At 65.4% G+C, this 12,399-nt stretch carries 11 protein-coding genes; 7 read left to right on the forward strand and 4 right to left on the reverse strand.

Features of this window, described 5'->3' with window-relative positions; genetic code table 11:
- Positions 1-192: 192 nt before the first annotated feature.
- The 5 genes from HK401_RS15550 (at position 193) to HK401_RS15570 (ending at position 5,421) form a co-directional block, all read left to right on the forward strand.
- Complete coding sequence (locus tag HK401_RS15550) at positions 193-669, forward strand: YybH family protein (protein ID WP_181275566.1); 477 nt, start codon at positions 193-195, stop codon at positions 667-669.
- Complete coding sequence (locus HK401_RS15555) at positions 666-2,063, forward strand: purine-cytosine permease family protein (protein WP_309136016.1); 1,398 nt, start codon at positions 666-668, stop codon at positions 2,061-2,063. Before HK401_RS15550 ends, HK401_RS15555 begins: the two co-directional genes overlap by 4 nt.
- A gap of 126 nt (positions 2,064-2,189) precedes the next feature.
- A complete protein-coding gene (locus HK401_RS15560; RefSeq protein ID WP_181275567.1) occupies positions 2,190-3,446 on the forward strand; it encodes a sensor histidine kinase in 1,257 nt (418 codons plus the stop codon).
- Entirely contained in the window at positions 3,443-4,120 is a 678-nt protein-coding gene (locus tag HK401_RS15565; protein ID WP_181275568.1) for a response regulator, read from the forward strand. Before HK401_RS15560 ends, HK401_RS15565 begins: the two co-directional genes overlap by 4 nt.
- A 149-nt stretch (positions 4,121-4,269) precedes the next feature.
- Positions 4,270-5,421 (forward strand): fatty acid desaturase family protein, encoded by a 1,152-nt coding sequence (locus HK401_RS15570; RefSeq protein ID WP_181275569.1) that lies wholly within the window; start codon positions 4,270-4,272, stop codon positions 5,419-5,421.
- A gap of 9 nt (positions 5,422-5,430) precedes the next feature.
- Here HK401_RS15570 and HK401_RS15575 read toward each other — a convergent pair whose 3' ends face one another.
- Both HK401_RS15575 and HK401_RS15580 read right to left on the reverse strand, forming a co-directional pair.
- On the reverse strand, positions 5,431-6,291 hold the full coding sequence (locus HK401_RS15575; RefSeq protein ID WP_309136017.1) for an MBL fold metallo-hydrolase: 861 nt from the start codon (positions 6,289-6,291) through the stop codon (positions 5,431-5,433).
- Positions 6,292-6,379: 88 nt separating this feature from the next.
- The gene (locus HK401_RS15580; RefSeq protein WP_181275570.1) at positions 6,380-7,639 is read right to left on the reverse strand and encodes an ABC transporter permease; all 1,260 of its coding nucleotides are present in this window, start codon (positions 7,637-7,639) and stop codon (positions 6,380-6,382) included.
- 91 nt (positions 7,640-7,730) lie between these two features.
- Here HK401_RS15580 and HK401_RS15585 point away from each other — a divergent pair, with 91 nt between their 5' ends.
- Positions 7,731-8,333 carry a TetR/AcrR family transcriptional regulator gene (locus HK401_RS15585; RefSeq protein ID WP_181275571.1) on the forward strand — a complete coding sequence of 201 codons (603 nt, stop codon included), beginning with the start codon at positions 7,731-7,733 and terminating at the stop codon, positions 8,331-8,333.
- 19 nt (positions 8,334-8,352) lie between these two features.
- Here HK401_RS15585 and HK401_RS15590 read toward each other — a convergent pair whose 3' ends face one another.
- Both HK401_RS15590 and HK401_RS15595 read right to left on the reverse strand, forming a co-directional pair.
- Positions 8,353-9,090 carry an MgtC/SapB family protein gene (locus HK401_RS15590; protein WP_181275572.1) on the reverse strand — a complete coding sequence of 246 codons (738 nt, stop codon included), beginning with the start codon at positions 9,088-9,090 and terminating at the stop codon, positions 8,353-8,355.
- 96 nt (positions 9,091-9,186) lie between these two features.
- Complete coding sequence (locus tag HK401_RS15595) at positions 9,187-11,622, reverse strand: ABC transporter permease (RefSeq protein ID WP_258234262.1); 2,436 nt, start codon at positions 11,620-11,622, stop codon at positions 9,187-9,189.
- Between the two features lie 115 nt (positions 11,623-11,737).
- On the opposite strand from HK401_RS15595, the gene HK401_RS15600 reads away from it, so the two are divergent.
- Positions 11,738-12,394, forward strand: coding sequence for a TetR/AcrR family transcriptional regulator (locus HK401_RS15600; RefSeq protein ID WP_181275573.1), 657 nt, complete (start codon positions 11,738-11,740; stop codon positions 12,392-12,394).
- Positions 12,395-12,399 lie beyond the last annotated feature (5 nt).

The raw sequence follows: 12,399 nt of genomic DNA on the forward strand, positions 1-12,399 counted from the left end.
CTGCAGGCCAGGTGGTACGACTCTACGATTGATCTCACTCTGTGATTGCCGCATCGCGATATGCGGGCGGTGAGTGCCGTGGTGGATAGACAGGGTCTCAAATGCTCCACTTTGGACAGTGCGCTGGATCACCAGAGGGCTAGAGTGTCACGCAGTCGTTCCATCGCACCCCCTTCGAAAGGCAGCGATCCCATGTCCGAAGACGCACCCGAATCACACGCCGAACCACGCATCGCCGAGGTGCTCGCCGCGGCCGATGCGATCGTCGCCGCCTTCGCTTCGACCGACACGCAGGCCTACTTCGCCGGCTTCGCCCCCGACGCCACGTTCGTCTTCCACCCCGAAGCGAAACGATTCGACAGCCGCGCCGAGTATGAGGACACATGGCAGGGTTGGATCGCCGAGGGATGGTCCGTGGTCGACTGCCGCTCCTCCGAACGGCTCGTCCAGACCTTCCCCGGAGGGGCCGTCTTCTCCCACACGGTCGACACCACCGTCGAGACTCCCGACGGTCGGGAGTCCTACCGGGAACGCGAGAGCATCGTCTTCCGCCTCCTCGGCGATGCCCGCCTCATCGCCGTGCACGAACATCTCTCGACGGTGCCGGCGACCGCCGATGCCGACAGTGACCCCGAGGCTGACACCGACGCCGAGGCGGTCCCGCAGTGAACTGGTACCGCAGGCTCGAGAACCGGCTGGAGTCCGGCAGCGACGAATCCGGCGTCATCCGCGGGACTCTGAGCGGGCGTCGGATGTTCATGATCTGGCTGGCCGCGAACCTCGTCGTCACGACCATGCTCACGGGAACCCTCTTCGTGCCCGGCATCGACTACACCACCGCCGTCATCGTCATCGTTGTGGGAACGATCATCGGCACCATCGTGCTCACCCTCATCGGCAACATCGGCACGCGCACGGGCCTGGCGACCATGGCGATCACCCGCGGAGCCTTCGGAGCCAGGGGCAGCTATCTGCCCGTCGCCGCCAACGTCATCATCCTCATGGGGTGGTCATGGGTGCAGGCCATGCTCGCGGGCATCAGCGTCAACTACGTCGTCGAACAGACCACCGGCTTCTCCAGCCCGATCCTCTTCTCCGTCCTCTGCCAGGCCCTCGTCGTCGGTCTCGCCATCCTCGGACATGAAGGCATCGAGAAGGCAGAACCCTGGTTCGCCCTCCTCATCCTCCTCGCCATGGCCTTCGTCTTCGTCACGGCATTCACCGGACACGCACCGAGCGAGTACACGCAGATGAGCACCGACCCGTCGCTCGAGTTCACCCCGGCCCTCGCGCTCGACATCGTCATCTCCACCGCGATCTCATGGACCGTGCTGTCCGGGGACCTCAACCGGCTCGCAAAGAGTCAGCGCGCAGGCGTCGTCGGCTCGGGACTGGGTTACATCACCTCGACAGTGCTCGCCATGGTCCTCGGTCTCACGGCCTTCAGCTATATCCTCATCGACCGAGGCGGATCGGCTGGGACCGGCGATGCCGGTGGCGAGCCCGCCGCGTTCGACCCGACCGTGCTCGCCGACGAATTCGGTTGGGCGCTGGCCATCGTCATCTTCCTCTCCGTGATGGCGACGAACACGATGGTCGTCTACGGAATGGTCAACTCGGTTGTGGGGGCGCAGAGCCGGGCCCGGCTGCGCTTCCTGCCCGTGGCACTCGTGCTCGGAGCGATCTCGATCATCGGCTCGACCTGGCTGGCCCTTCTCGACCAGTACACCGACTTCCTCACCATGATCGGGGCCTTCTTCGTCCCCGTCTTCGCAATCCTCATCGTCGACTACTACATCATCAAACGTCGCGTCTACACCCGTGACATCCTCCGCGACTCCGGCGGACTCTACTCGTACACCCGCGGAGTCAACTGGGCCGCAGTGGGCGTCTGGGTGGTCGGAGCGCTCGTGTCCTATCTGCTCACCTACGCCTATCCGAGTCCCGTGGGCGCGACGATCCCGTCATTCATCGCCTCGTTCGCGCTCTACCTCGGACTCACCTGGCACACGCGAGGACGCTTCGCAGCCGTTTCCGTCGGTCACCTCTCAGCCGAAGCCTGAGCCCGGCGCCGCGGCCGGGCGCATCTGGGGCCGAGAGTGCGCGTTTGCTACTGTCGACGTGACGACGCGCGCCGGGTTCGACGATCCCCAGGATCGACCGGGATCGCAGAAAGGGAGCCCGCAGACGTGGTGATCAGCCGACTCTTCGACAGATTCCTGCCTCCCGACCGTTCGCTCGACCCGAGGGCCCTGGCCTGGGTGGCGGTGATCCTCGCCGCCATTGCGATGCTCGCAATCGAAGCCTCGATCGCCGTCGGCGTCTACGCAGCTCCGATCGCGCTCGCCTTCGCCCTCAGCCTCGTCCACGCCGGCTGTCTGCCGTTGGCGATGCTGCGTCCGCTCTTCTCCACGATCGCCTCGGCGCTCGTCTGCGGTGTGCTCCCGCTGCTCGCCCCCACGGCGGCCGGACTGCCGTGGCCGTGGACGGTGCCGATGATGATCACCCAGGTCCTCGTCATCCTCATCGTCGGCCTCCGGGCGCATTGGGGAGTCGCCCTCGGTGCGCTGCTCGGCAGCATCGTCGCCTCCTCGGCTGCGGCCGCGGCCGGCCATTTCCTGCTCGAGATCCGCCGGTCGGAATCGACCGTTGTGACCATCGTCGTCTTCTCGTGCATCGCGGGCGGGGTCTACGTCGCCGCGGTCATCGTCCGACAGTGGAACCTCATCCGGTCCCAGCTCATCCGGGAGAAGGAGAACACAGCAGTAGAGCATTCGAAGCGGGTCACCGTCGAGGAGAAGACGCGCATCGCCCGAGAGCTGCACGACATCGTCGCCCACAGCATGTCGATCATCAACATCCAGGCCTCCAGTGCCCCGTTCCGCCACGTCGGCATCGACGCCGAGGTGGCCGAGGAGTTCGAAACGATCTCGGTCTCGGCCCGCCACGCGCTCACGGAGATGCGCGGACTCCTCAGCGTCCTGCGCAACGACGACACCGGCCACGAACTCGCCCCGCAGCCGAGGTTGTCCGACATCGGGAACCTCATCGTTCAGGCCCAGCAGGCCGGGGTCCGAGTCAGCCTTCGTCAACAGGGGGACGACTTCAGTCGCGGCTTCCGGGAGAGCACGGGACTGGCGGGGTATCGCATCGTTCAGGAGGCACTGAGCAACGCGGTGCGCCACAACCGGGACCCGGAGATCGATGTCGACGTCCGCAGCGACGATCGAGCGGTGACGATCAGCATCGTCAGCACTCGCGGCAGCGGCCCGACCGAGTCGGCCGGGCACTCGTCCGACCGAGGGCAGGGGCTGATCGGAATGCGCGAGCGCGCCGCCTCGGTGGGAGGACAGGTCCACATCGGGTGGACCCCTGAAGACACCTACGAAGTCGTGGCGATCCTGCCGCTCGATCCGGCGACCGATGACGGAGAGGAACGGTCATGATCCGTGTGCTCATCACCGATGACCAGGCGATGGTGAGAGCCGGCTTCGCCGCGCTGCTCGACGCCCACCCTGACATCGACGTGGTCGGTCAGGCCCAGGACGGCGCCGAGGGTGTGGCCATGGCCGCAGACCTGCGACCCGACGTCATCCTCATGGACGTGCGCATGCCGCTCATGGACGGCATCGAAGCGACGCGGGCGATCCTCGCTGAGTCGGGTGGCGATTCAGGGGGCGGCAGTGAACCGCGGATCATCATGCTCACCACCTTCGACATCGACGACTACGTCTTCGACGCGATCCGCGCCGGAGCCAGCGGCTTCCTGCTCAAGGACGCCCCACCCGATGAGCTCGCCGATGCGGTGCGGGTCGTGGCCGCAGGGGAGGGGCTGCTCGCGCCGAGCGTCACCCGTCGCGTCATCGAACACTTCGCTGCCGGGCCGCAGGCACCGAGTCTGACTGCCCTGCCCGAGCTCACCGACCGCGAACGGGAGATCCTCGTCGAGGTCGCTCGGGGCGCGACGAACCGGGAGATCGCCGCCTCGCTGTGCATCGCCGTCCAGACCGTCAAGACCCATGTCTCACGGATTCTGGGCAAGGTCGGGGCACGGGATCGGGCACAGGCGGTCATCGCCGCGTATGAGTCGGGTCTCGTCGTCCCCGGTGGCCAGCCTTGATATCCCCAAGCCTGAGGTGCCCAAGCCTGAGGTGCCCAGGCCTGAGGTGATCGCAGTCGAGCTTTCGACCCGACCCCTACCAGGGTAGGGGTCGAAGACCGCTCTCTGGGGTGACGCGGTGCCGCGGTCGCATCCCTATTGTGAGGAGTATGAATCCGACCGATGTCATCAGCACCCCCTTGCCGACTCCGCAGCCGGATGTGGCCACCCGCGCCCAGGTCCTCGAGAACAGGCGTGCCAAGCGCGGTACCGCGCAGCAGGAGTTCACGAGCGACTTCAGCGCCCTGATGGCCCAGGTCAAGGAAGCCGGCCTGCTGGCCAGGCGCCCCGGATGGAACACCCTGCGCTTCAGCCTGCTGGGACTGGCCTATCTCGGCGCATTCGCGATGCTCTTCCTCATCGGCGAGAGCTGGTGGCAGATCGCCACCGCAGTCGTCTTCGGCATCCTCTTCACTCAGACTGCCTACGTCGCTCACGACGCCGCCCACCGGCAGATCTTCACCAGCGGGAAGGTCGGGGAGTGGGTTTCGACGATCATCGGGAACCTCTTCATCGGCCTCAGCTACGGCTGGTGGCTGAAGAAGCACAATGCCCTCCACCATGCGAACCCGAACAAGGCCGGTGTCGATCCCGACATCGCACCGGGAACCCTCGTCTTCGTCGCCGAGGACGCCCGCGAACGCACCGGCGTGGCCAAATGGTTCGCCGCCCGCCAAGGCTGGGCGTTCTTCCCCCTGCTCACCCTCGCCGGTCTGCAGCTGCACGTGCAGTCGGTCCAGGCGATTCTCCGCGGTCAGTCCTCGATCAAGCGGCGCTGGACCGAAGGCGTCCTCATCGGCATCCGTCTCCTCGGGTTCCCGCTGCTGGCGATCTGGGCCGCCGGACCCGTCATCGGTCTCGTCTTCTTCGTCGTGCAGGTGGCGGTCTTCGGTGTTCACATGGGCGGATCTTTCGCTCCGAACCACAAAGGCCAGCCGATCGTGCCGAAAGACGTGAAGATCGACTTCCTGCGCAGGCAGACCCTGATGTCACGCAACATCTCCGGCGGTCGCCCGATGGGCTTCCTCATGGGCGGGCTGAACTACCAGATCGAACACCACCTGTTCCCGAGCATGCCGAGTGTCAACCTGCACAAGGTGCAGCCGCTCGTACGCGAATACTGCCGACAGAAGGACATCCCGTACACGGAGACGACGCTGTTCGAGTCCTACCGGATCATCGTCCGCTATCTCAACCGCGTCGGGCTCGGCCGGGCCGATCCCTTCGATTGCCCCGTCACCGCGCAGTTCCGCTCCCGCTGATCACGGCCCTCAGGTGAGGTGGTCGTGGACGCCTGAGACCCACTGTGCGTAGCGTTCGGCCGACGTCTGCACGGCGTCATGGGCACCGTTGGAGATCTGCTGACCGAAATTGCCGTACATCCGATCGAAGTCGAGATCGGAGACCGCGGAGGCGATGCGTCTGACGACGGCGGCGGACAACGGCAGATAGTTCGGGAAACTGCGCATAAACGTCACCCAGCCGTCTCTGGGGACGGGGCCGATGGAATCGCCGCTGAGCATGACTCCGGTGCCGTCCGCACCCGTCCACACGGCCACGGCGCTGCCGGGGAAGTGTCCTCCCGTGCGGCGGAGGCTGACCCCGGGCAGCGGGGCCGCCTCGTGGAAATAGGTCGTGATCGTCCTGTCTCGGCGCTGCACCCAGTCGACATCGGCCCGGCAGACGAACACCGGGGCGTCGTCGAAGGCGGCGCTCCATTCCAGCTGGGTGCCGAACATGTGCGGGTGACTGGCGGCGATGGCTGCGACTCCGCCGAGCTCACGGACCTGTGAGACCGCCTCGGCGTCGATGTAGGCAGGGACATCGAAGAGCAGGTTTCCCGATTCCGTGCACGCCAGATAACAGGTCTGGCCGATTCCGAGTTTCGGCTCGATCCGCAGTGCGAAGAGCCCGGGCTCGCGTTCGTCGATGCTGAGAGCATGACCCTCGGCTTCGAGTTCTTCCCTTGTCGTCCACGCCTGACCGGAAGCCGGAACCCACTGGCGGTCGTCATCGCAGATCGGGCACAGCCGAGGTGGCGGTGTCGTCGTTTCCACTCCGCAGGTGCGGCAGATCGTCACATCGTCGAATGCCACGATGGATTCCTCCCCGGTCTCGATGTCGGAGACCACTGACTCCCACCGACCCTAGTCTTCGTGAGAGACGATGACCAGGGGCGATGGGAGTCAGTTGGGAATAGTGCGCCGGGTGGGGGAGTGCTCAGTGCGCGGCTGCTCGCGTCTTCCGGTGGGCCAGGACATGGCCGATGAGGATGAGTGCGATGCCGAGGACGAACCAGCCGATGAGCACCCACCACTGGGTGGCCATCGCAGCATCCGGGAAGTACGAGAGGTCACGCAGGAGCGTTCCGGCCGCGCCGGGTACGAAGAACTGACCGATGTCTCCCCACGACCCGACGAGGAACTCCTTCGGCTGCTGCAGGGAGGAGATCGGATTGCCGATGAACATCGTGAGGATCGCGCCGATGGCGATGCCGCCCGGCCCCATCAGCGAGACGAATCCGTTGATGAGCGCCGCCGTCGAGGCGACCGCGAGACCGGCAGCGAGGACGTTGAGACCGAAGTTGCCCTGGAGGATGCCGAACCAGGATTGGAGGATGAGTGTGAGAGCCAGACCGCCGACAGCCCCGTAGACGACCACGGCGACCGCTCGCATCCGGCGGGAGTGAACGAGCATGCTGGTGAGCACACCGCCGATGATACCGCCGATGGTCAGAGGGAGCCCGGCGATCGCCAGCCCCGCACCGGTCGAGTCGTCATCGGAGAGGGGAACGACGTCGGTGACCTTGATCTGCGGCACCTCCGTGGCCGAGGCGTCCTGTCCGGCCCCGGCGGCCGACGAGTCCTGTTCTGCTCCCGGCTGGCCGGGTTGGCCGGCACCGGGGGCCTGCGAGGCGGCTTTCAGCGCCCCCTGAAGCTTTTCGAGTCCGTCCTGCATGCCCGAGATCGCCTGCTTGTCGATCTGCTGCTGCATCTGCGCGGCCATGGCTCGCAGCTGCTGGTCCACCGCGGGCGAGGCGGCCGAGGACACGAGGATCTCGGGTTCGTCGCCGAGGACCAGTGCTCCGTAGACATCACGGTGTTTGATCATGTCCACGGCATCGGCTCGAGAATCGGCGTCCTTGAGGTCGAGCATGCCCTCAGGTGCATTGTCGACGACCTGATCGATCTGCTTCTCATCGCCGATGGCCGCGATGGGCAGGTCCTTCGGTTCGGCCGTCACGGTCGGCCAACTGAACGCGAGCAGGATGGCACTGACGATCGCGGCGGCGAAGACGGCGATGCCGATGGCACGGCCGACGCTGTGCCGCGGCAGTTTGCCCTCAGGCGGTGCCGCAGGATCTCCGGAACCCTGCGACGAAGCGGAATTCTCTGTCGCGGCCGGTCGAGTGCCTGCGCCCGTCGGAGCTGCCTCCGGGCTCGCGCCCTTTGTCGAGCTGCTGAGAATCCTCGTGCTCATGTCTGTCCAATCTTCGAAAACGAATGCTCGTTCATTATGAAACCATGAAGTAGGGTATATCAAGAATGTTCATTCGTTTTATGGGGGAGATGTGCCGAAGGTCACCGAAGAGCACAGGCAGACGATGCGTCGCAGGATTCAGGACGCCGCACTGGCCTGCTTCGCCCGCAGGGGATTCGCCGGCGCGTCGATGGCCGAGATCGTCAAGGAGGCCGGGCTGTCGGCCGGTGCCGTCTACGTCTACTACGCCTCCAAGGGCGATCTGATGATCGATGTCGCCCGCAGAGTGATGGAGCCTCGCATCGCGGTGCTGCAGACGGCGCAGTCGGAAAGCGAGGTGACGGAGCCTCAGGTGGTGTTCGTCGAACTCCTCGACTCTCTGCTCGTCGACAACCCGTTCTCCTCGGTTCTGGTGCAGGTCTGGGGCGAGGCGTCGTATGACGGGGAGTTCGCGCGATTCGCCGGCACGATCTTCGAAGCGCTGCTCGAGCAATTCACCATGTACCTGACCGCCTATCTGCACGAGCAGCGGGGAACGGAGACCGAATCGGCACGGGCGCAGGCTGCTGCCCTGGCACCGGCGATTCTCGCCATGCTCCAAGGAGCCGTCGTCCAGGCGACGGTCTTCGGGGACTCCTCACGGCAGCGCGTCCGGGCAGGTATGGAAGAGATGCTCTCCCGTCTCGCGCTCTGATGCCGCTGCGGCGAGTCGGTCAGACCGAGTCCCCGTCGTCGTCGAAGGAATGAATGCGGTCCTCGCGCATGCTCACCGTGCCGACTCCGGGCAGATCCATGAGTGGTGCGACGAGGAGGTCGAGCGGACGCTTGCCCTCGAACTTCACGTCGATCTGAACCATGCGTGTGCCGTCGTCGTCATCGAACCGCCGGGAGTCGACGATGGAATTCGAGAACCCCATGCGGCTGGCCAGCGCGAGGATGTCTCGCAGCACCCCGGACCCGTCCTGGTAGGCGATGCGCAGCAGTTTGCGATGGTCGCTGTTGGGGATCCTGCGGATCAGCGGGGCGACGACGAAGAGCGTGAACAGGTGGAGGGCAGTGAGGATGGTCGCCAGCGAGAGCATGCCCGCACCACAGGCCATGCCGACCGCGGCGGTGACCCAGATCGTTGCGGCCGTGGTCAGTCCGCGGACCATATTGCGGCCCTTGAAGATGACTCCGGCACCGAGGAAGCCGATGCCCGAGACGATCTGCGCAGCGATCCGCGAGGGGTCGAGGCGGACGTCGCTGTCGAGGACGCCTGCGAATCCGTACGCCGAGACCAGGGTGAACGCGCAGGTGCCGATTCCCACGAGCACGTGTGTGCGATAGCCCGCTGCCTTCTGCCGGAACTGGCGTTCGAAGCCGATGAGCGAACAGAGCACGAAGCTGGCCAGCAGCAGACCGGCCTCGATGAGGCCGGTCGTGCTGAAGAAGTCGATCTGTGAACCCATAGTGCTCTTCACACTAGCCCCATTTGCTGCCTGACGGCGGCCCAGCAACCTCGCGCGAGGTTGCAGAGCCGCCGTCAGGTAGCAAATGGGGTGGGGTCAGACGGTGGAAGGGATCGGGGTGTGGTGGTCATCCCGACTGCTGTCATCCTCCGGTCTGCTGCGTGAGATCCCATCGCCGGCGGTCGGGGCTCTGCGTGGTTCGAGCGAGTACGACGTCGAGTCCGACCCGTCTGCTGCCGCTGGCTGATCGGCTTCGTCAGTGTCCTCGACGATCGTGCTCTGCACGGTCTGGGTCTCCTGGGGAGCATCGAGGGCCTTCGTCTGCTTGCGCAGCTGCTTCCTGCGTTCGCGTTCCCTCTCGAGGTGGAGATTGCCGAAGTCGTGCTCGGTGCGCGGCGGCCGGATGCCGTCGATGAGGAAGACCAAGGCCAGGGAGACGAGCCCCCACAGCCCGAGGACCTGAAGATGCTCGGCGACGACATCGCCGTCGAAGTAGATGATCGACCGGATCGTCTCCACCGCGGCGGCCATCGGCAGCCAGTCGTGCAGGGTCGAGAAGAACGACGGAACCATGTATTCCGAGATCGCTCCGTTCGAGGCAGGCACTCCGGCGAACATAAGAGTGCCGATGACGGGAATGATCGCAAACATCCCGATGAGTCTCTCGAAGACCATCGCGAACATCGAGATGCACGCAATCGCGATGATGCCTGCACCCCATAGGGCCGCGAAGTGCCCCTCGACGGCGCCGGTGATCGGTCCGGCGATGAGTGCGACGACCAGCGACATGAACGGCGCATAGACGGTGAGCAGGGGCAGCATCCGCTTGAGCGGTCGGCTCCACGGGTTCGCATTCGCACCCACGATGACGACCATGAATCCGGCGAGGATCCAGCCCATGGCGACGTACATGACGACCACGCCGTTCTTGTCCCGGTCGGGCAGCGGGGCGATGTCGTCGACGTCGAGATCCATATCCTGCGCCGAGGCGACCTGCTCGAAGATCTGATTGACGACCCGATAGGAGGCGTTGTTGGCCGCCTGATTCGCGATGAGCCCGAACTCGGGGTTCTTCTCGGTGGGCAGGACGAGTGCGGCGACCTCATCGCGGTCGTGGACGAGCGCACGAGCCTCGTCTTCGTCATCGGAGGCGGTGAAGTCGAACATGCCGTCCATCTGCTTGTCGAGATCGGCGATCGTGTCCTTCGCCTGCTCGGTCGAAGAGCCGACGACGACCACGGGCATGTCCTTCGGCGCCGGAGAGTGCATGGCGCCGAGCATGAACGAGATCATCATCGTCACCATTCCCAGCGGGAAGATCACCAGCGAGACGTAGCGGAGGACCTTCGAATCCGGACGTCGGCCTCCGTGGATGGAAGGTATGTTCACGTCCAGCGGTGCCGGATCGGGATTGCGCCTGTGCGAGATGGTGTCGTAGAGCTTCGTGAGCAGGAGACCGACGACGGCGCCGATGGCGAGGACGAGCAGATGTTCGGTGACTCCGCGACCGCCGAAGTAGAGCACCGAGCGCAGGGATTCGCCGATCGCCGGCATCGGCAGGAATTCGTGGGTGAACCGGAAGAATCTCGGCATCGTGGTCACGGGCATCGCCATGTTCGACGATGGCATGCCGAGGACCATGAGGAAGAGGATTCCGACGATCACGCCCATCGCCCCGACGAGGCGGGTGATGAAGAGCTGGACGGCGGCGATGGCGAACACGCCGAGCCAGGCGATGCCGAGCACAGCGACGGTGTCCTCGACGTCGACGACGTCGAGGATCGGGCAGGCCACCGTCCACACGAGGCCCGCGATGACGGCTGCCCAGGTGCCGATGATGGGAACGATCCGTTTGAATTTCAGCAGCTCAGGGGAGTTCGATCGCAGCACGCTGAAGGGCAGGTAGCCGGCCATGACGATCGCCGTCATGAGGAACATCGCGGCCATGCCGGTCGGATCGTTGCCCGGCAGCGGTGCGAGATCGTCGGTCTCGACATCGAGGCCCTCCTCCTGGAGTACCGGCATGACGAGGCCGGTCACGGTCGTCGCCTGTTGCGCTCCGGCCCCGCCGGCGGTGTACAGGGTCGCCTGTCGACCCTCGACGACGACCGCCGCCGAGGCTTTTCGATCGATGACCAGCTCACGCGCGGTGTGTGCGTCGTCGACCTGGTCGACATCGAGGGCGTCGGGCTCGGCGCCGTTGAGCGCGTAGGCGAGATCCGACGACGCCGACGAGGAGCCCGCAACGGCGATGGGGATGTCCTTGGGTGTGGGGGAGTGCATGGTGCCGAGGTAGCTCGTGATCATCATGCCCACGAAGATGAGCGGCATGACGAAGATCGCGACAGTGCGTCCGATCATTTCGGCTTTCGCGCGCTTGGCTGCGGCCTCACCGCTGTCTGCGGACTCACCGGCTGTGTCTGCCGTCGAGGATGCTTCGCGTGAGTGGGGTTCGGCACTGCGGAACCCCTGCGAGCTCTGGTGGTCGAACTCGCGGGCCTCTCTCCTGGTCTGCGGCGGTCGGTCCGGCATTGTCTGCTCCTTGCGGGTGGAAGGACTGTGATCCCCGTCGACCACCATGTGCTCATCCAGATTAAGACACGTGGCTTAAAATTGTGAAATCGAGAACGAGTGGAAAGATGAAGGAATGGGAACTCAGACCGACCGAGCCCGAGAGGCACTGCTCGATGCCGCCGAAGAGCTCTTCGCCCGACACGGGATCGATGCGGTGTCGAACCGGCGGATCGTCGAATACGCCGGGGCCGCCAATCACTCGGCGATCGCCTACCACTTCGGCGGGCGTGATGGGCTGTTGCGCGCGCTCGTGATGCGGCATCAGGACGAGATGTCCCGGCGCAGGGACGAGCTGATATCGCAGTTGTCCGATGCGCCGAGCATCCACGAACTCATCACCTGCCGACTGCGCCCGCTCATCGAGCTGCTCGACAGCCTCCCGCGGCCGAGCTGGCGCGCTCAGTTCATCTCACAGATATCCGCGGTGCCTTCGGCCGTTGAAGTGGCCAAGGACGTGATCGGAGGGACGGATGTGCCCGAGGATCTGCGCTTCATCAACGGTGCGGTCGAGGGCATTCCCGAGGGGGTCCTGCGCGGGCGAGCCTACCTGCTGGGCTCCATGGTCGTCGGCGTCTGCGCCGATCAGGAGGCGAGGATGAACGAGGATGCGAACAAGGGCAGCTGGGAGCAGGTCGGACGGTTCCTCATCGATGCGGCCGCCGGGATGCTCGCCGCGCCCGTGACCGATCCTGACGGGGCGGTGCGGTACCCGAACGTGCCCCTTCTCTGACCCGC

Source organism: Brevibacterium oceani, assembly GCF_013623835.1.
Taxonomy (GTDB): Bacteria; Actinomycetota; Actinomycetes; order Actinomycetales; family Brevibacteriaceae; genus Brevibacterium; species Brevibacterium oceani.